At 69.0% G+C, this 18,927-nt stretch carries 18 protein-coding genes; 12 read left to right on the forward strand and 6 right to left on the reverse strand.

Annotated elements, in window-relative coordinates:
- The coding region (locus AC2VOK_RS15290; RefSeq protein WP_428901242.1) for a helix-hairpin-helix domain-containing protein at window positions 1–633 on the forward strand (633 nt) is incomplete at its 5' end.
- A gap of 14 nt (window positions 634–647) precedes the next feature.
- Here AC2VOK_RS15290 and AC2VOK_RS15295 read toward each other — a convergent pair.
- Window positions 648–1,304 (reverse strand): ACT domain-containing protein, encoded by a 657-nt coding sequence (locus AC2VOK_RS15295; protein ID WP_421528309.1) that lies wholly within the window; start codon window positions 1,302–1,304, stop codon window positions 648–650.
- A 156-nt stretch (window positions 1,305–1,460) separates the two neighbouring features.
- On the opposite strand from AC2VOK_RS15295, the gene gatC reads away from it, so the two are divergent.
- The gene (gene gatC, locus AC2VOK_RS15300) at window positions 1,461–1,760 is read left to right on the forward strand and encodes an Asp-tRNA(Asn)/Glu-tRNA(Gln) amidotransferase subunit GatC (protein WP_428901243.1); all 300 of its coding nucleotides are present in this window, start codon (window positions 1,461–1,463) and stop codon (window positions 1,758–1,760) included.
- The gene (gatA, locus tag AC2VOK_RS15305) at window positions 1,757–3,238 is read left to right on the forward strand and encodes an Asp-tRNA(Asn)/Glu-tRNA(Gln) amidotransferase subunit GatA (RefSeq protein WP_428901244.1); all 1,482 of its coding nucleotides are present in this window, start codon (window positions 1,757–1,759) and stop codon (window positions 3,236–3,238) included. The genes gatC and gatA overlap by 4 nt, the downstream gene beginning before the upstream one ends.
- Window positions 3,239–3,258: 20 nt before the next feature.
- On the opposite strand, the gene AC2VOK_RS15310 is transcribed toward gatA, so the two are convergent.
- Both AC2VOK_RS15310 and AC2VOK_RS15315 read right to left on the reverse strand, forming a co-directional pair.
- Window positions 3,259–5,172, reverse strand: a complete 1,914-nt coding sequence (locus AC2VOK_RS15310; RefSeq protein ID WP_428901245.1) for a YhgE/Pip family protein — start codon at window positions 5,170–5,172, stop codon at window positions 3,259–3,261.
- A 2-nt stretch (window positions 5,173–5,174) separates the two neighbouring features.
- Window positions 5,175–5,909: an ATP-binding cassette domain-containing protein gene (locus AC2VOK_RS15315; protein ID WP_428901246.1), complete on the reverse strand. Its 735-nt coding sequence runs from the start codon at window positions 5,907–5,909 to the stop codon at window positions 5,175–5,177.
- A 206-nt stretch (window positions 5,910–6,115) separates the two neighbouring features.
- Between AC2VOK_RS15315 and AC2VOK_RS15320 the strand changes: the two genes are divergently transcribed.
- The 3 genes from AC2VOK_RS15320 (at window position 6,116) to AC2VOK_RS15330 (ending at window position 9,419) form a co-directional block, all read left to right on the forward strand.
- Window positions 6,116–7,147, forward strand: coding sequence for an ATP-dependent 6-phosphofructokinase (locus AC2VOK_RS15320; RefSeq protein WP_428901247.1), 1,032 nt, complete (start codon window positions 6,116–6,118; stop codon window positions 7,145–7,147).
- 119 nt (window positions 7,148–7,266) lie between these two features.
- Window positions 7,267–8,778 (forward strand): Asp-tRNA(Asn)/Glu-tRNA(Gln) amidotransferase subunit GatB, encoded by a 1,512-nt coding sequence (gene gatB / locus AC2VOK_RS15325; RefSeq protein WP_428901248.1) that lies wholly within the window; start codon window positions 7,267–7,269, stop codon window positions 8,776–8,778.
- Between the two features lie 77 nt (window positions 8,779–8,855).
- A complete protein-coding gene (locus AC2VOK_RS15330; protein WP_428901249.1) occupies window positions 8,856–9,419 on the forward strand; it encodes a flavin reductase family protein in 564 nt (187 codons plus the stop codon).
- A gap of 15 nt (window positions 9,420–9,434) precedes the next feature.
- On the opposite strand, the gene AC2VOK_RS15335 is transcribed toward AC2VOK_RS15330, so the two are convergent.
- On the reverse strand, window positions 9,435–10,565 hold the full coding sequence (locus AC2VOK_RS15335) for a PQQ-dependent sugar dehydrogenase (protein WP_428901250.1): 1,131 nt from the start codon (window positions 10,563–10,565) through the stop codon (window positions 9,435–9,437).
- 193 nt (window positions 10,566–10,758) lie between these two features.
- Between AC2VOK_RS15335 and AC2VOK_RS15340 the strand changes: the two genes are divergently transcribed.
- On the forward strand, window positions 10,759–11,607 hold the full coding sequence (locus tag AC2VOK_RS15340; protein ID WP_428901251.1) for a DoxX family protein: 849 nt from the start codon (window positions 10,759–10,761) through the stop codon (window positions 11,605–11,607).
- A gap of 40 nt (window positions 11,608–11,647) precedes the next feature.
- Here the strand turns inward: AC2VOK_RS15340 and AC2VOK_RS15345 are convergent, their stop codons facing one another.
- Entirely contained in the window at window positions 11,648–12,004 is a 357-nt protein-coding gene (locus tag AC2VOK_RS15345) for a PH domain-containing protein (RefSeq protein WP_428901257.1), read from the reverse strand.
- 328 nt (window positions 12,005–12,332) lie between these two features.
- On the opposite strand from AC2VOK_RS15345, the gene AC2VOK_RS15350 reads away from it, so the two are divergent.
- The 3 genes from AC2VOK_RS15350 to ilvC are packed head-to-tail and all read left to right on the forward strand — an operon-like array spanning window position 12,333 to window position 15,757.
- Complete coding sequence (locus AC2VOK_RS15350) at window positions 12,333–14,201, forward strand: acetolactate synthase large subunit (protein ID WP_428901252.1); 1,869 nt, start codon at window positions 12,333–12,335, stop codon at window positions 14,199–14,201.
- Entirely contained in the window at window positions 14,201–14,698 is a 498-nt protein-coding gene (gene ilvN / locus AC2VOK_RS15355) for an acetolactate synthase small subunit (protein ID WP_428901253.1), read from the forward strand. The genes AC2VOK_RS15350 and ilvN overlap by 1 nt, the downstream gene beginning before the upstream one ends.
- A gap of 57 nt (window positions 14,699–14,755) precedes the next feature.
- Complete coding sequence (gene ilvC / locus AC2VOK_RS15360; RefSeq protein ID WP_428901258.1) at window positions 14,756–15,757, forward strand: ketol-acid reductoisomerase; 1,002 nt, start codon at window positions 14,756–14,758, stop codon at window positions 15,755–15,757.
- Window positions 15,758–15,796: 39 nt separating this feature from the next.
- Here ilvC and wrbA read toward each other — a convergent pair whose 3' ends face one another.
- Window positions 15,797–16,414, reverse strand: a complete 618-nt coding sequence (wrbA, locus tag AC2VOK_RS15365; RefSeq protein ID WP_428901254.1) for an NAD(P)H:quinone oxidoreductase — start codon at window positions 16,412–16,414, stop codon at window positions 15,797–15,799.
- Window positions 16,415–16,563: 149 nt separating this feature from the next.
- Here wrbA and serA point away from each other — a divergent pair, with 149 nt between their 5' ends.
- On the forward strand, window positions 16,564–18,150 hold the full coding sequence (serA, locus tag AC2VOK_RS15370; RefSeq protein WP_428901255.1) for a phosphoglycerate dehydrogenase: 1,587 nt from the start codon (window positions 16,564–16,566) through the stop codon (window positions 18,148–18,150).
- 25 nt (window positions 18,151–18,175) lie between these two features.
- Window positions 18,176–18,927: 3-isopropylmalate dehydrogenase (locus AC2VOK_RS15375; RefSeq protein ID WP_428901256.1), on the forward strand; the 752-nt coding region annotated here is incomplete at its 3' end.

Consider the following 18,927-nt stretch of genomic DNA (forward strand, 5'->3'; position numbering starts at 1 on the left):
GAGAACGACCTGTTGCGCACCGATCTCTTCCGCACCAAGGCGGGTTCGCTGTCGGCCAACGGCAGAAGACTGCTCGATAACCTGGACAGCGCCAAAAAAGCGCCGCTGTGGCGGGTGCTGGTGGCGCTGTCGATCCGACACGTCGGACCGACGGCCGCGCGCGCCCTGGCCACCGAGTTCGGCGGCCTGGACGCGATCACGTCGGCGTCGACCGAGCAGCTGGCCGCGGTCGAGGGCGTGGGACCGACCATCGCCGCCGCGGTCGCCGAGTGGTTCACCGTGGACTGGCACCGCGCGATCGTCGACAAGTGGCGCGCGGCCGGCGTGCGCGTGGCCGACGAGCGTGACACCAGCGTGGCGCGCACCTGCGAGGGACTGACGATCGTGGTCACCGGGTCACTGACCGGATTCTCCCGGGACGGCGCCAAGGAGGAGATCGTGGCGCGCGGCGGCAAGGCCGCCGGTTCGGTGTCGAAGAAGACCGACTTCGTCGTCGCGGGCGACTCACCGGGTTCCAAATACGACAAGGCGGTCGAGCTGGGCGTCCCGATCCTCGACGAGGACGGATTCCGTCGGTTGCTCGAGCAGGGGCCGCCGGACGGGCCGGCCGACGACGGACCGCACAGCCAGTGACCGCACAGCCGGGCTCAGCCCAGCATGGTCGCCACAATCCCGGCGAGATAGCCCAGCCGGGCGACCTCCGACGGGCGGAAGTCGGGGCCGGGGCGGCCCAGTACCACCGCGGTGTGCGGGTCGCCCAGCGGCGCCGCGACCATCGTGGTGTCCATGTCGCGCCACGCCTGCGGCACCCAGTCGCCGGTGTTGTCGAGCGGGGCGGCGTGCTCGATCGGCAGCCAGGGGGCCGAATCGGCTTTGGTCTCGGGGGCGCCCGGGCTGCCGGCGAGGCGGTGCAGCTTTCCGTGCGCGCTGTGCAGGACCGTGCACCAGCTCACGCGCAGCACCCTGGGCGCCTCGTTCGCCAGCACCTGCAGCTTGAGGCCTTTGCCTGCCGCCGCCGCAACGCGGTCGAGAAGCTCCAGTTCGCGATGGGCTTCCAGGCGGCCGGTGTGCGGTCGGATGCTGTCGACCCGCACGCCGGAGAGCGACTCGGCGGCCGTGATGAGTGCGTCGGGCATCGCGCCGGCCGGTAGTTCGATGACCAGGTCGTCGATCGCGTGGCCCGAGGTGCGCTCGACGACGTCGAGCGACAGGATGTCGGCGCCCACCGAACCGAGCGCCACGGCCAGCGACCCGAGGCTGCCCGGACGGTCGGCCAGTTCGATGCGCAACAGATACGACGGCACGGCCAACACTGTCGCACAAGCATGTGTCGGCGGCATTTCGGTGGGGGCTCCTCAGCGGCGCCTGCGGCGCCGCATCGTCGCCCGGCTGGGTCTGATGGCCCGGCTCCTCAGCGGCGCCTGCGGCGCCGCATCGTCGCCCGGCTAGGCTTCTCGCTCGTGTCCCAGATCTCTCGCGACGGGGTCGCGCATCTGGCCCGCCTGTCCCGGCTGGCGCTGACCGATACCGAGCTGGACAGTTTCGCCGGCCAGCTCGACGCCATCCTCAACCACGTCAGCCAGGTCCGCGCGGTCGACGTCAGCGGCGTGGAGGCGACCGACAACCCGCTCAAGGACGTCAACGTGATGCGACCGGACGAGAAGGCGCCCTGCCTGAGCCAGCAGGACGCGCTGGCCGGGGCGCCGGAGGCCGTCGACGGCCGCTTCGCCGTGCCGCAGATCCTGGGGGACGCCGAGTGAACGAGGCCATCCGGCTGGACGCCGCGACCCTGGCCGCCAAGATCGCCGCCAGAGAGCTGTCGTCGGCAGAGGTCACGCAGGCGTGCCTGGACCAGATCGAGGCCACTGACCACCGCTACCACGCATTCCTGCACGTGGCGGCCGACGAGGCGTTGGCCGCGGCGGCCGCGGTCGACCAGGCGGTGGCCGCCGGCGAGCGGCTGCCCTCGCCGCTGGCCGGAGTCCCGCTCGCACTCAAGGACGTGTTCACCGCGGTGGATATGCCCACCACCTGCGGCTCGAAGATCCTTGCGGGCTGGCGTGCACCCTACGACGCCACCGTCACGCTGCGCCTGCGCGCGGCCGGCATCCCGATCCTGGGCAAGACCAACATGGACGAGTTCGCGATGGGGTCCTCGACGGAGAACTCCGCCTACGGGCCCACCCGCAACCCGTGGGACGTCGAGCGGGTGCCCGGCGGCTCCGGCGGCGGCAGCGCGGCGGCGCTGGCCGCATTTCAGGCGCCCCTGGCGATGGGATCCGATACGGGGGGCTCGATCCGCCAACCGGCCGCACTGACCGCGACCGTGGGCGTCAAGCCCACCTATGGCACGGTGTCCCGCTACGGGCTGGTGGCCTGCGCGTCGTCGCTTGACCAGGGCGGCCCGTGTGCGCGCACCGTGCTCGACACCGCGTTGCTGCACCAGGTGATCGCCGGGCACGATCACCGCGACTCCACCTCCCTGGACGTGGCGGTGCCCGACGTGGTCGGTGCCGCCCGCGCCGGTGCGGGCGGTGACCTGCGGGGCGTGCGCGTCGGGGTGGTGCGCCAGCTGCGCGGCGAGGGCTACCAGCCGGGGGTGTTGGCATCGTTTCAGGCTGCGGTGGACCGGCTGACCGCGCTGGGTGCCGCGGTGAGCGAAGTCGACTGTCCGCACTTCGATTACGCGCTGTCCGCCTACTACCTGATCCTGCCGTCGGAGGTGTCTTCCAACCTGGCGCGGTTCGACGCGATGCGCTACGGGCTGCGGGTCGGCGACGACGGCAGCCACAGCGCCGAGGAGGTGATGGCGCTGACCCGCGCGGCCGGTTTCGGGCCCGAGGTCAAGCGGCGCATCATGATCGGCACCTACGCGCTGTCGGCCGGCTATTACGACGCCTACTACAACCAGGCGCAGAAGGTGCGCACGCTGATCGCCCGCGACCTCGACGAGGCCTACCAGGCCGTCGACGTCGTGGTGTCCCCGGCCACGCCGACCACCGCGTTCCGGCTCGGCGAGAAGGTCGACGACCCGCTGGCGATGTACCTGTTCGACCTGTGCACGCTGCCGCTGAACCTGGCCGGGCACTGCGGCATGTCGGTGCCGTCGGGGCTGTCGCCCGACGACGGCCTGCCGGTCGGCCTGCAGATCATGGCGCCCGCCCTGGCCGACGACCGTCTCTACCGGGTGGGCGCCGCCTACGAGGCCGCCCGCGGGCCGCTGCCGTCAGCGCTCTGACGCCGGCACCGGCGCCCGGGTCACACCTCGATCGGTGGGTACAAGCGTTCCAACGAGAACTGACGATCCCGATGGGCCGACCACGAACTGGCCGCCAGCGACGCGACGAGCACGGCGGTCAGCACGCCCACCGAGATCCACAGCCTGGCGTCGGCACCACCCACCGTCAGTTGCCGAAGACCGTTGACCGCGTAGGTCATCGGATCGTAGGGATGCAGGATCTGAAACGGCTTCGCCGTTGTCTCCACCGGGTACACACCGCCTGACGACACCAGCTGGAACATCAAGAATGCCAGCGTGAGCACGCGACCCACCGCAACGCCGAACACCGCGTTGAACGCCTGGATCAAGGCCAGGAAGGCGGCCGCGATCAGGATCAGGAAGCCCACCGTGCCCAGGGCGTACACGGCGTTGAGCCCTACCCCGAAATGTACGACGGCGTACATCAGCGCCACCTGGGTCACCGCCAGCAGCAGGGCCGGCCAGTATGACGCCAGCACCACCCGCAGTGCGCCCAGCCCACTGACGATCGCGCGGGTTTGCAGCGGGGTCAGCAACATCCAGATGATCAGCGCGCCGATGAACAGCGCCAGCGGCAGGAAGAACGGTGCGAACCCGGTGCCGAAGGTGGCCGCGTGGTGAGTGAAATCGGATTCGACGCCGACGGGATTCGCCAGGATCTGGGCCACCTGGACGCGCTGTTGGTCGGTCAGTGCCGATATCCGTGTGTCGGCCGCACCAAGACCCGCGGCCAACTGCTGTGCACCGTCGTGGAGTCGGGCACTGCCGTCCGACAGTTGCGCCAGTCCGGTGCTGAGCTTGTGCGCGCCGGCATCGAGGTCGGATGCGCCGGTGCGCAATGCGACCAGATCGGATTTGATCCCGCCGTCGAGCGCTCGGGTGATCAACGTGCGCAGCCGGCTGTTGGGGTCGGCCAGATCGCTTTCCAGCTGCGTGGCGTTGCCACGCAGTCGGGCCAAACCGTCGTCGGTGGCCGGGTCCATCCCCTTGGCGTCGAGCAGACGCTGCGCGCCGGCCAGCGTGTCGCCGAGTCCCCGCACGCTCGGATCCGGATTGGCGCGCAGCCCGTCCACCACCTGGTTGACGATCCCGGCGGCTTGCCGGTAGTCGACGTTGAGTGCCGCAAGACGGTCGGTGACGTTCGTGAGGTTGCCGCTCAGTTGCGTCGCGACGGCGCCGGCCTCATTCGGGTCGAGACCCAGTGCGGCGAGATCGTCCACCATTTTCAGCAACGGGTCGCTGGCCTGCCCGACTCCGGCTGCCAACCGGTGGGCGCCATCGGCCAGCGCGGCCGATCCGTCACGCGCGGTGGCAAGATTCTGCGCGAGCATGCCGGACCCATCGGCCAGTTGGCCGGCGCCGCCGGAGGCCTTCTCGACGTCGCCGGTGATCTGGTTCAGGGCGGTGCCGATGACCTGCTCGCCGACCTTGGCGCTGACCTGGTTGAGCACTTCCCGGGCTGCGTTCTGCCCCATCACCGACGCCAGATAGTTGTTGGCGTCGTTGAAACGGAAGTCGATCTGGGCCTTGCGGGGATGCGGCCCGGCGGGCGAGACGACGGCTTCGCTGAAGTCGGCCGGGAGTGTGATCGAGAAGTAGTAGCTGCCGTCGGCGACACCTTTGGCGGCCTCGGCTTCCGACATCTGGTGCAAGGCGAGCTGGCCGGATCCCAGCAGCGCGGCGGCCACCTGGTCGCCGGCGTGTAGCTCGTGGCCCGCCACGGCTGCACCCCGATCCTCGTCGACCAGTGCGACAGGGATTTTGTCGATCGCGGCGAACGGGTTCCAGAACGCCCACAGGTACATCGCACCGTACAGCAGCGGCAGCACGATGATCGCGAGCAGCGCCACGCGCGGCATGGTGCCCCGGGAGTAGCGTTTGAGATCGGTCCCCAACGACATTCCGGCAAGCATGATCAGTCGTCGCCTTTCTGCTCTCCGATGCCGACCGGCTCGGTGGATCCCGCGTCATCCAGACCCGCGACCGGGAGTTGTGCCCGGATGCCCAGATCGTCGGCGACGGGGTTGACCGTCGCGGTGACCAACGTCTGATGCTCCCCGAGTTTGACCAGCCGGCGGATCAGGGTTTCTCGGCTGCGGTGGCTGGCCACTTGGTCGAGGTCGCCGACCGCCAGCAGTGGCGGCCGGGCGGTGTTGGCCAGTGCGATGCGCAGCAGCAGTCTGTCCAGTTCGTCGAGTTGGTCGACGTAAGCGCTCAGCCGCGGCAGCGGCAGCTCGCCGAACACCGGCCGGCACAGGGCTTCGTATTCCGTTTGGGTTGCCCGCCGCACCAACCGGTACCAGCGTGCGTTCCAGCGGCACTGCTCGGTGACCAGGTCCCTGACGGTGACCGACTCGAACACCGCGTCGAGTTGTTCGACACCCGCCAGGGCGGACACCCCGAAAATGTCGCGGGCCTTGGTGCGGCCGAAAACCGTGATCGTGCCGGTCGTCGGTTTCATCCGGCCGGCGAGGATCATCAGCAGGGCCGTCTGACCCGGTCCGGGGCGCGCTGTCAACACGGTCACGCCGCCTGCCTCGACGTCGAGGTCAAGAGGCGCGAACACTTGTCCCCACGGCCCTTTCATCGAGATCCCGCGCGCCACGACTGCGTGAACCGGCTCGTGGTGTTCGGCTCCGCTTTCCGGCACGGATGCTCTCCTCGACTTCGCGGGACTTCGGCTTCTCTGAACTCGGGTTGACTTCGGTGGCACTGCGGAGTGCTGCGAGGCCTCGAGGCCATCAAAGCAGACGGAAACTCGTTGCGGCGGGCGACGCTGCGGGTCACCACCATCGGGCACCGTGCTTTCATGTCCGCCGACACCGCCGCGGGGATCCAGCAGTGCAAGATGAGGACATGCGAATCGGAATTCTCACGGGAGGCGGCGACTGCCCCGGCCTCAATGCCGTCATCCGGGCGGTGGTGCGCACCTGCGACGCCCGCTACGGCTCCTCGGTGGTCGGGTTCTCCGACGGATGGCGCGGCCTGCTGGAGAACCGCCGCATCCAGCTGCAGAACGACGACCGCAACGACCGGCTGCTCGCCAAGGGCGGAACGATGCTGGGCACCGCGCGCGTGCACCCCGACAAGCTGCGGGCCGGGCTGGACCAGATCAAGCAGACCCTGGATGACAACGGCATCGACGTGCTGATCCCCATCGGCGGGGAAGGTACCCTGACGGCCGCGCACTGGCTGTCGGAGCAGAACGTTCCGGTGGTCGGTGTGCCGAAGACCATTGACAACGACATCGATTGCACCGACGTTACTTTCGGCCACGACACCGCGTTGACCGTGGCCACCGACGCCATCGACCGTTTGCACAGCACCGCCGAATCCCATCAGCGGGTGATGCTTGTCGAGGTGATGGGCAGGCACGCGGGCTGGATAGCGCTGAACGCCGGGCTGGCCTCCGGCGCGCACATGACGCTCATCCCCGAACAGCCCTTCGACATCGAGGAGGTGTGCCGGCTGGTCAAACGCCGCTTCCAGCGTGGGGATTCGCACTTCATCTGTGTGGTGGCCGAAGGGGCCAAGCCGGTGGCGGGGTCTATCGCGTTGCGCGAGGGCGGGATCGACGAGTTCGGCCATGAGCGTTTCACCGGTGTGGCAGCTCAGCTGGCCGTCGAGGTGGAAAAGCGGATCAACAAGGAGGTGCGGGTGACGGTGTTGGGCCACGTGCAGCGCGGCGGCACCCCGACAGCCTACGACCGGGTGCTGGCCACCCGGTTCGGCGTCAACGCCGCCGACGCCGCGCACGCCGGCGAATACGGGCAGATGGTGTCGCTGCGCGGGCAGGACATCGGGCGGGTACCACTGGCCGACGCGGTGCGCCAACTCAAACTGGTGCCCCCCAGCCGCTACGACGACGCCGCCGCCTTCTTCGGATGATGCCGGTCCGGTGCGCCTCCCGGCGCCGTCGCACAGCGACCGCGCCGGATCACCCGAGCGGACGAGCCGGCTGCCATGGTCCCCGGTGCGCGCTCCAGCGGCGCCACTAGGATCGGCATATGTCCGTTGCTGCCGACGCAGAACTGCTGGATTACGACGACGTCGTCGCGCGCTTCGACCCGGTGCTCGGGCTCGAGGTGCACGTCGAGCTGTCCACCGCGACCAAGATGTTCTGCGGCTGCGCCACCGACTTCGGCGCCGAACCCAACACCCAGGTGTGCCCGGTCTGCCTGGGTCTGCCCGGCTCGCTGCCGGTGCTCAACCGTGCCGCAGTGGAATCGGCGATCCGGATCGGGCTGGCCCTGAATTGTGAGATCGTGCCCTGGTGCCGCTTCGCCCGGAAGAACTACTTCTACCCGGACATGCCGAAGAACTATCAGATCTCGCAGTACGACGAGCCGATCGCCGTCAACGGCTACCTTGAGGCGCCGCTGGAAGACGGCACCACCTGGCGGGTCGAGATCGAGCGGGCGCACATGGAGGAGGACACCGGGAAGCTGACCCACCTGGGCAGTGAGACCGGGCGCATCCACGGGGCGACGACGTCGCTGATCGACTACAACCGGGCCGGCGTGCCACTGATCGAGATCGTCACCAAGCCGATCGTCGGGACCGGGGCACGGGCCCCCCAGATCGCCCGGGCCTACGTGACGGCATTGCGAGACCTGTTGCGGGCACTGGGTGTTTCCGATGTCCGGATGGACCAGGGCTCGATGCGCTGCGACGCCAACGTGTCGCTGAAGCCCACCGGGGCTTCTGAGTTCGGCACCCGTACCGAGACCAAGAACGTCAACTCGCTGCGCAGCGTGGAGGTCGCCGTACGCTACGAAATGCAGCGCCAGGGTGCCGTTTTGACCTCCGGAGGCCGGATCACCCAGGAAACCAGGCACTTTCACGAGGCGGGTTACACCAGCCCGGGCCGCGTCAAGGAGACCGCAGAGGACTATCGCTACTTCCCCGAGCCCGACCTCGAGCCCGTGGCTCCCAGCCGCGATCTGGTCGAGCAGCTGCGGCAGACAATTCCCGAGCTACCGTGGTTGAGCCGCAAGCGGATTCAGCAGGAGTGGGGCGTTTCCGACGAGGTGATGCGCGATCTCGTCAACGCCGGAGCCGTCGAACTGGTCGCCGCGACCGTCGAGCGTGGCGCCTCGCCCGAGCAGGCTCGCGCATGGTGGGGCAACTTCCTGGTGCAGAAGGCCAACGAGGCCGGTGTCTCCCTCGACGAGCTCGCCGTGACGCCGGCCCAGGTCGCCGCCGTCGTGGCACTGGTCGACGAGGGCAAACTGTCCAACAAGCTGGCCCGCCAGGTCGTGGAGGGGGTGCTGGCAGGCGAAGGCGAACCCGAGCAGGTGATGACCGCCCGGGGTCTGGCGCTGGTGCGCGACGACTCGGTGACACAGGCCGCCGTCGAGGAGGCGCTGGCCGCCAATCCCGATGTCGCGGAGAAGATCCGCGGCGGCAAGGTGGCCGCGGCGGGCGCGATCGTCGGCGCGGTCATGAAGGCCACCCGCGGACAGGCCGACGCCGCGCGGGTGCGTGAACTCGTCCTGGCCGCCTGCGGGCAGGGGTAAGGGCTCCGGTCGCTTTCACCCGGACGGACACGCCGAAACCCTGGCGAAAGCCTGCCGCGCGCATCCATGATGTTCACGTGGTGGATGAATCGTTCGAAGACCTCATGGCCATGCTGGATCATCCGGTGTTCGTGGTGACGACCCACGACGACGGCCGGCCCTCGGGGTGTCTGGTCAGCTTCGCCAATCAGGCCAGCGTCGACCCGCCGGGATTCCTGGTCGGCATCGCCAGGAAAAGCCATGGTTTCGAAGCGGCGAGCCGATCGCAGCACCTGGCCGTGCACGTCCTGCCGCGGCAGCACCTTGGGGTCGCCGAACTGTTCGGCGACCAAAACCGGTCGAATGTCGACAGTTTCGATCGTTGTTCGTGGCGCGCGGGTCCACAGGGGATGCCGATCCTCGACGCCGCGATCGCCTGGTTCGTCGGCACGACGGTGGGCCGTCTCGACATCGGGGACCACATGATGTGCCTGCTGACACCCGTCGCCACCTGGGCCCCCGAGTCCTCTGAGGAGCCGCTGTATCTGTCCGACTTCGACGACACCGACCCCGGGCGCGAGGCCTCGCAGCGGCTTTTCGACAGGGCGCCGGCCGATGCGGCGCGCCGGTACGGCGTCAGGTTCACCCTCGGCGGCCTGTGAGCCGGCCGCGATCGGTCACGTCTTGTCGTCGTTGTTGCGGGGGAAGCCGCCGCCCTGCGGGAACAGCGGAAAGACCACGTCGTCGAGTTTCTGGGCGTCTCCGGCGGTCTTGTTGACGGTCGCACCCCACACGTTGCCGTCCGGCGACACCCGCAGCGCCCAGGCGTGGGCGTGGGTGTCCTTGCGCACGACGTCGGGCTCACCGGTGACCGCGCCCGTGGAAGGGGCCAGCCGTACCGCCACCGTGAGCTCGGTATTGATCAGGTTGATCAGCACGGTGCCGTCCATCGCCGCGCAGCCGGCCACTCCGGGCTTGTCCGGCCACGTCCACACCGTGGAGACCTCCGAGGTCTTGGTGATGCGCTGCAGACGGTCCGCTGTCGGGGTGCGGTCGGCGATGTACAACGATCCGTCGACGGGGTCGATGCACAGTCCGCCGCCCGAGCCGATGCCCGACAGGGCCGTCGTCGGCGGCGCCTGGCCCACCGTGGTCGGCTGCTCGATGCGCAGCACCTTGCCGGCCAGCGAATTGGGATCGGCGGCCAGCGCGGGGTCACCCGCGTCGCCGGTCATCACGACCAGGGTGGTGGGGCTGGTGAAGACCAGCGCCCCCATGTTGCCCGTCGCCCCTTTGGGGATGCCGGTCAGGATGTCCTTGGGGATGTCGCCGTCGGCGATGCGGATCACCCGGTTGTCGGTGGGCGTGCTGATGTAGGCGTACATCAGGCGGTCTTGGTTGTAGGTGGGCGAGAGCACGATGTCCATCAGACCGCCGTCCCCGGACGGGTCGACCGGGATGACGGTTTTCACCTTCGGTTCGGCGCTGACCGAGACGTCTTTGACCGCGCCGGTGAGGCGCTCGGCGACCAGCGCGGTTTTGCTGTCCATGCCCATGATGAGGCCGCTGGTGCTGCCCAGGCAGCCCTGCATCACTCCCGGAGCCGGGCACTCCTTGGGGAACGGCGTGGGCGGCAGCGGCGGTGGGGGGGGAGGCGTCGAGCTGGGTTGGGGCTTGAGCTCCGGGTTGGTGGTGAAGGGCTGGGACAGGGCGTCGTTGAACCGTGCGCAACCGCTGGACACCAGCACCACCGCGGAAAGTGCGGCGAGCCCACCCCGCACCCAGCGCCCACAACGCCCTAGTCGCATGACCGACAGGCTACGGACAACTCCGGCGCCGTCGCCACACGCCCGCGCGCGACGCTCCTTGCGGCCCTCCGATGGGACAAATCGGGGCATTCGGGGCCTCGACGGACGATTTCGGCGGTATGAGCGCCGATTGCCGGGCGAAAGCGCCGCTCAAATCCCCAATTCGGGCATAAATGCCCTTACCCTGGCACGCGTGACCAGTCAATCGCATGACGCACCGTGGCAGCGGCCGGACCAATCCCCGGAGCCGACCCCGGGGCGCCCCGCCTCGGCACGTTTGGTCGACCCCGAAGACGACATGACGCCGATCGGGTACCCGGGCGACTTCGGAACCACCACCGTCATCCCGTACGTCGACCCCAACCACACGGGTGGTCACGGCGCCCCGGCATACCACCTTCTCGACAACCAGGAGCCGTTGCCGTACGTCGAACCCCAGATGCCGGCCCGGCCCGCGTCTGTCGAGCCCACCCACATCGATGTCGACGAGGCCGACGAGCGTGAGCACGCCGTCGGCCGCCGCGGCACCCAGCATCTGGGTCTGCTGGTTCTGCGGGTCGGGCTCGGCGTAGTGCTGGGCGCCCACGGATTGCAGAAGTTGTTCGGCTGGTGGGGCGGCTCGGGCGTCACCGGATTCAGGAACTCGCTGTCCGACGTCGGCTACCAGCACGCGGACATTTTGGCCTACGTCAGCGCCGGCGGCGAGGTCGTCGCGGGTGTGCTGCTGGTGCTGGGGCTGTTCACCCCGATCGCCGCGGCAGGCGCGCTCGCGTTCCTGATCAACGGCCTGCTGGCAGGTGTCTCGGCGCGGCCGCACACCCACACCTTGTCGTACTTCCTGCCGGACGGGCACGAGTACCAGATCACGCTGATCGTCCTGGCCGTGGCGGTGATCCTGTGCGGGCCGGGCCGTTACGGCCTGGACGCCGGCCGGGGCTGGGCCCACCGTCCCTTCATCGGTTCGTTCGTCGCCCTGCTGGCCGGCATCGCCGCCGGCATCGGGGTGTGGGTACTGCTCAACGGCGTCAATCCGATCTCCTGACGCCTCAGGCGCCGTCAGACGCGGCCGTCAGAGGTGGCCGTCAGACGTAGGGGTTGGGCACCCTCCCGGAGCTGGCCTCGGTCAGCTTGGGCAGCGAGGCGAAGTCCACCGCCGGCAGTCGCAGGTCCGTGCCGCTCTTGAGGTGTGCGCGCGCCCATGACCCCTTGTGGAAGCGCAGCCCGTCTATCTCCTCCCATCTCGCCGTCCGGCTGCCCAGCAGCGTCCGGACGGTGACCCCCCGGTCGTCGGCGACGGTCCGTAGCCGCACGATCAGCGCGGAGAGCACCACCGGGATCACGAGCAGGGGTGCCGACGGTGGCCAGGCCAGCACCGGGATCAGCAGCCCGAGCGCGAAGAACCCGACGGCCAGGTGCGCGATCGGCGAGATCTTGATCACCGTGGGGGTTTGGGAAGATGATCCGGTAGCCACTCCGGCATCATCCCACCGCGCGATCCGACACCTACCCCGGTGGGCGCCGGATTTGACGGTTGAGCAGTGCGAAGGCTAACGTCGGCCAGTATGGACACCGCCGGAAAGCCCGGGACGCTCCCCGAAATGCTCCCCGAAATGCTCGTAGTAATCGGTCGGCGCGTTGGGGCCTGACCAGCTTTACGGCATTTGAAGCGATCCAGCACCAACGCGCAACCCTCGTGCAGCAGCTGAGCTGACGGGGGTTTTTTGTTGCCCACAGCGAGCCCCCAGAGTGAATAAGGACCAAACGACAGTGAGCGCTCCCACCAGGCCGCACACCCCGCAGCCACCCAGCGCGGCCGACATCGCCTCGGACGCGGTCAAGCCCGCCGCGAAGCCCCCCGCCGTCGGATCGAAAGGTGTTGCGCCGCAGCAACTCACCGGCGCTCAGTCGGTGATCCGGTCGCTGGAGGAACTCGGCGTCGAGGTCATCTTCGGAATTCCCGGCGGCGCCGTGCTTCCCGTCTACGATCCGCTGTTCGACTCCAAGAAGCTGCGCCACGTGCTGGTGCGCCACGAGCAGGGCGCCGGGCATGCCGCCAGCGGCTACGCGCACGCCACCGGCAAGGTCGGGGTGTGCATGGCGACCTCGGGTCCGGGCGCCACCAACCTGGTGACCCCGCTGGCCGACGCGCAGATGGACTCGATCCCCGTGGTCGCCATCACCGGGCAGGTCGGGCGCTCGCTGATCGGGACCGACGCGTTCCAGGAGGCCGACATCTCCGGCATCACGATGCCGATCACCAAACACAACTTCCTGGTCCGCTCCGGCGACGATATTCCCCGGGTGATCGCCGAGGCGTTCCACATCGCCGCCACCGGGCGCCCCGGCGCGGTGCTCGTCGACATCCCCAAGGACGTGCTGCAGGGCCAGTGCACGTTCAGCTGGCCGCCGCGCCTGGACCTGCCCGGCTACAAGCCGAACACCAAGCCGCACAACCGGCAGATCCGCGAGGCCGCCAAGCTGATCGCGGCCGCCCGCAAACCGGTGCTCTACGTCGGCGGCGGCGTCATCCGCGGCGAGGCGACCGAGCAGCTGGCCGAGCTGGCCGAGCTGACCGGCATCCCGGTCGTCACCACGCTGATGGCGCGCGGTGCGTTCCCGGACAGCCACCGCCAGCACCTGGGCATGCCGGGCATGCACGGCACGGTCGCGGCCGTGGCGGGGCTGCAGCGCGCCGACCTGCTGATCGCACTCGGCACCCGGTTCGACGACCGGGTCACCGGCAAGCTGGACACCTTCGCGCCGGAGGCCAAGGTCATCCACGCCGACATCGACCCGGCCGAGATCGGCAAGAACCGGCACGCCGACGTGCCGATCGTCGGTGACGTCAAAGCGGTCATCACCGAACTCATCGCGATGCTGCGCCACCTTGATGCCGCGGGCACGGCCGACCTGACCGACTGGTGGGCCTATCTGGACGACGTCAAGTCGACCTACCCGCTGAGCTACGGCCCGCAGAGCGACGGCAGCCTGAGCCCGGAACTGGTGATCGAGACGCTGGGCCAGAGCGCCGGTCCCGATGCGGTGTACGTCGCCGGCGTCGGCCAGCACCAGATGTGGGCGGCGCAGTTCATCTCCTATGAGAAGCCGCGCACCTGGCTCAACTCCGGGGGACTGGGCACCATGGGGTTCGCCATCCCGGCGGCCATGGGCGCCAAGATGGCCCGCCCCGACGCCGAGGTCTGGGCGATCGACGGCGACGGCTGCTTCCAGATGACCAATCAGGAGCTGGCGACCTGCGCCATCGAGGGTGTGCCGATCAAGGTGGCGCTGATCAACAACGGCAACCTGGGCATGGTGCGCCAGTGGCAGACCCTGTTCTACGCGGAGCGGTACTCGCAGACCGACCTGGCCACCCACTCGCATCGCATCCCGGACTTCGTCAAGCTGGCCGAGGCCCTGGGCTGCGTCGGATTGCGTTGCGAGCGTGCCGAAGACGTGGCCGACGTGATCGCCGCGGCGCGCGCCATCAATGATCGCCCGGTGGTGATCGACTTCATCGTCGGCGCCGACGCCCAGGTCTGGCCGATGGTGGCCGCCGGGACCAGCAACGACGAGATCCAGGCGGCCCGCGGCATCCGGCCGCTGTTCGACGACGAAAGCGAAGGGCACGCCTGATGCACACTCATACGTTGTCCGTGCTCGTCGAGGACAAGCCCGGTGTGCTCGCGCGGGTGGCGGCGTTGTTCTCCCGCCGCGGGTTCAACATCGAGTCGCTGGCCGTCGGCGCCACCGAGAGCAAGGACATGTCGCGGATGACGATCGTCGTCTCTGCCGAGGAGACCCCGCTCGAGCAGGTGACCAAGCAGCTCAACAAGCTGATCAACGTCATCAAGATCGTCGAGCTCGACGAGGGCAATGCGGTGTCTCGCGAGCTGGCGCTGATCAAGGTGCGGGCCGACGCCGGCACCCGCAGCCAGGTGATCGAAGCGGTGAACCTGTTCCGCGCCAAGGTGATCGACGTGTCGCCGGAGGCGCTGACCATCGAGGCCACCGGTGATCGCGGCAAGATCGAGGCGCTGCTGCGGGTGCTGGAGCCGTTCGGTGTCCGCGAGATCGTCCAGTCCGGAGTGGTGTCGCTGTCGCGCGGTCCGCGCGGCCTGGGCACCAAATAGATTTCAGCTGTTGCGAACGAGAAGGAGACAGGGAACGTGCCATCCGAGGCATTGGAGATGTTCTACGACGACGACGCAGACCTGGCGATCATCGCCGGCCGCAAGGTCGGTGTGATCGGCTACGGCAGCCAGGGGCACGCCCACGCGCTGAGCCTGCGCGACTCGGGCGTGCAGGTGAAGGTGGGCCTCAAGGAGGGTTCGAAGTCCCGGGCGAAGGTCGAGGAGCAGGGCCTGCAGGTCGACACCCCCGCCGAGGTCGCCAAGTGGGCAGACGTGATCATGCTGCTGGCCCCCGACACCGCCCAGGCCGAGATCTTCACAAACGACATCGAGCCCAACCTCAAAGACGGCGACGCGTTGTTCTTCGGGCACGGGCTCAACATCCACTTCGGGTTGATCAAGCCGCCGGCCCAGGTCACCATCGCGATGGTCGCCCCGAAGGGCCCCGGGCACCTGGTGCGCCGGCAGTTCGTCGACGGCAAGGGCGTGCCGTGCCTGATCGCCGTCGACCAGGACCCGACCGGGAAGGGTGAGGCGCTGGCGCTGTCCTACGCCAAGGGCATCGGCGGCACCCGCGCCGGCGTCATCAAGACCACGTTCAAAGACGAGACGGAGACCGACCTCTTCGGCGAGCAGGCCGTGTTGTGCGGCGGCACAGAGGAATTGGTGAAGACCGGCTTCGACGTGATGGTGGAGGCGGGTTATCCGCCGGAGATGGCGTACTTCGAGGTGCTGCATGAGCTCAAGCTGATCGTCGATCTGATGTACGAGGGCGGCATCGCCCGGATGAACTACTCGGTGTCCGACACCGCGGAGTTCGGCGGGTACCTGTCGGGGCCCCGCGTCATCGACGCCGGCACCAAGGAGCGGATGCGCGAGATCCTGCGCGACATCCAGAACGGCAGCTTCGTCAAGAAGCTGGTCGCCAACGTCGAGGGCGGCAACAAACAGCTCGAGGAGCTGCGCAAACAGAACGCCGAGCACCCCATCGAGGTCACCGGCAAGAAGCTGCGCGACCTGATGAGCTGGGTGGACCGCCCGATCACCGAGACGGCGTAACCCCGAGCGTCACGCCAGAGTGGCGTTCGGCCAGCATGGTCACTCTGGCGTGACGCTGGGCGACGCGAGGCGCCCTGCGACAGTCACCACCCGGCGGGCCAGGTGGTCCAGGGCGTTCGCGGTGGGATCGTCGATGACCTCGATGTTGTCGTGGGTGGAGACCAGGCTCACCCCGTAGGGGTTGCCGTCGACGAACTTGGCCGGGTCGGTGTACCCCGGCGGCACGATGAAGCCGCCGAAATGCATCAGCGTGAGGTAGAGACTGACCAGCGTGGTCTCCTGCCCGCCGTGCAGGGTGTTCGACGACGTGAAGGCCGCATACACCTTGTCGGCGAGCTTACCCTGCGACCACAGGCCGCCCAGGGAGTCGAGGAAGGCGCGCAATTGTGCTGCGGGGGAGCCGAAGCGGGTCGGCGAACCGAAGATCACCGCATCGGCCCACACGATGTCGTCGCCGGTGGCCGCGGGGAGATCCTTGGTCGCTTCGTAGTTCGCAGTCCACGCCGGGTTGTGCGCGAACGATTCCGGGTCGAGGGTCTCGGTGACGTGGCGCACCCGGACCTCGGCGCCCGCGGACTCGGCCGCCGCGGCGACGCGTCGCGCCATCGTGGTGCCGTGCCCGGTGGCCGAGTAGTAGATGATCGCGAGTCTGGTCATCAGGGCAGCGTAACCGCGCCGGTGGCACCGGCGATATGTCGTCGCGAAAGGTATTGGCGCCGAGGAAAAGCCAGGTGGCTTTCGCGTCCCACCCGCTGATGCGCCGACCGTCCGCCGCGCGCGAAAAACGCAGCCGATAGGCTGACCGCGTGAACTTGCCTATCGTATTGATCGCCGACAAACTCGCACAATCAACCGTCGCCGCGCTCGGGGACCAGGTCGAGGTGCGCTGGGTGGACGGCCCCGACCGCGAGAAGCTGCTGGCCGCTGTGGGTGAAGCCGATGCGCTGCTGGTGCGCTCGGCCACCACCGTCGACGCCGAGGTGCTGGCGGCTGCCCCCAAGCTGAAGATCGTGGCCCGCGCCGGCGTGGGGCTGGACAACGTGGACGTCGGCGCCGCCACCGAGCGCGGCGTGTTGGTGGTCAACGCCCCGACGTCCAACATCCACAGCGCCGCGGAACACGCCATGGCCCTGCTGCTGTCCGCCGCCCGCCAGATCCCGGCCGCCGACGCCTCCCTGCGCGCCCACACCTGGAAACGGTCGTCGTTCTCGGGCACCGAGATTCTCGGCAAGACCGCCGGCATCGTCGGGCTGGGCCGGATCGGGCAACTGGTCGCCCAACGGCTCGCGGCCTTCGGCGCGCACCTCGTGGCCTACGACCCCTACGTGTCAGCGGCCCGCGCCGCGCAGCTCGGCATCGAACTGCTCTCGCTCGACGATCTGCTGGCCCGCGCCGACTTCATCTCGGTGCACCTGCCCAAGACGCCCGAGACGGCGGGGCTGATCGACAAGGAGGCTCTGGCCAAGACCAAGCCGGGCGTCATCATCGTCAACGCCGCGCGCGGCGGCCTGGTGGACGAGGCCGCGCTGGCCGAGGCCATCAGCAGTGGCCACGTCCGCGGCGCCGGTGTCGACGTCTTCGCCAAGGAACCGTGCACCGAGAGCCCGCTGTTCGAGCTGCCGCAGGTGGTGGTGACGCCGCACCTGGGCGCGTCCACGGCCGAGGCTCAGGACCGGGCCGGCACCGACGTCGCGGAAAGCGTGAAGCTGGCCCTGGCCGGGGAGTTCGTCCCGGATGCCGTCAATGTCGGCGGGGGTGCGGTCAACGAAGAGGTGGCGCCCTGGCTGGACCTGGTGCGCAAGCTGGGGGTGCTGGTCGCCGCCCTGTCCAGTGGGCTGCCGGCGTCGGTTTCGGTGCAGGTGCGCGGCGAGTTGGCCGCCGAGGACGTCGAGGTGCTGCGGCTGTCGGCGTTGCGCGGACTGTTCTCGGCCGTCATCGAGGACACCGTGACGTTCGTCAACGCGCCCGCGCTGGCCGAGGAGCGCGGCGTGACCGCCGAGATCACGAAGGCCACGGAGAGCCCCAACCACCGCAGCGTGGTCGACGTGCGGGCGGTCGGCCCGGACGGGTCGACCGTCAACGTGGCCGGCACCTTGTCGGGGCCGCAGCTGACCGAGAAGATCGTTCAGATCAACGGCCGCAACTTCGACCTGCGCGCCGAGGGCACCAACCTGGTGATCAACTACGTCGACCAGCCCGGTGCGCTGGGCAAGATCGGCACCCTGCTGGGCGGAGCCGGGGTGAACATCCACGCCGCGCAGCTGTCCGAGGACACCGAGGGACCGGGAGCGACCATCCTGCTGCGGCTGGACCGGGACGTCCCCGCGGAGGTGCGGTCGGCGATCGCGGCCGCCGTGAGCGCCAACAAGCTCGAAGTGGTCGACCTGTCGTGAACGGCGCCGGCGCGGAGCGGCGTCGATGAAGCTCGCGGTCATCGCCGGCGACGGGATCGGCCCCGAGGTGGTGGCCGAGGCGGTCAAGGTCCTCGACGCGGTACTGCCCGGCGTGCAGAAGACCGACTACGACCTCGGTGCCCGGCGGTACCACGCCACTGGCGAGTTGCTGCCGGAATCGGTGCTCGCCGAACTGCGCGAGCACGACGCCATTCTGCTAGGGGCGATCGGTGATCCCTCGGTGCCCAGCGGGGTGCTGGAGCGAGGACTGTTGCTGCGCATGCGTTTTGCGCTGGACCATCACGTCAACCTGCGGCCGTCCCGGCTCTTTCCGGGTGTGAGCAGCCCGCTCGCCGGAAACCCGCAGATCGACTTCGTGGTGGTGCGTGAGGGAACCGAAGGGCCCTACACCGGTAACGGCGGCGCGATCCGCGTCGGGACGCCCCACGAGGTCGCGACCGAGGTGAGCCTGAACACCGCGTTCGGGGTTCGTCGTGTGGTCGTCGACGCTTTCGAGCGCGCGCAGCGGCGGCGCAAGCACCTGACACTGGTGCACAAGACCAACGTGCTGGCGTTCGCCGGGACGCTGTGGTCGAGGACGGTGGACGAGGTCGGCGCGCAATATCCTGACGTTCAGGTGGCCTACCTGCACGTCGACGCCGCCACCATCTTCCTGGTCACCGATCCGGGGCGCTTCGACGTGATCGTCACCGACAACCTGTTCGGCGACATCATCACCGACCTGGCCGCGGCGGTGTGCGGCGGAATCGGCCTGGC

The sequence above is a fragment of the Mycobacterium sp. TH-M116 genome (assembly GCF_057473685.1).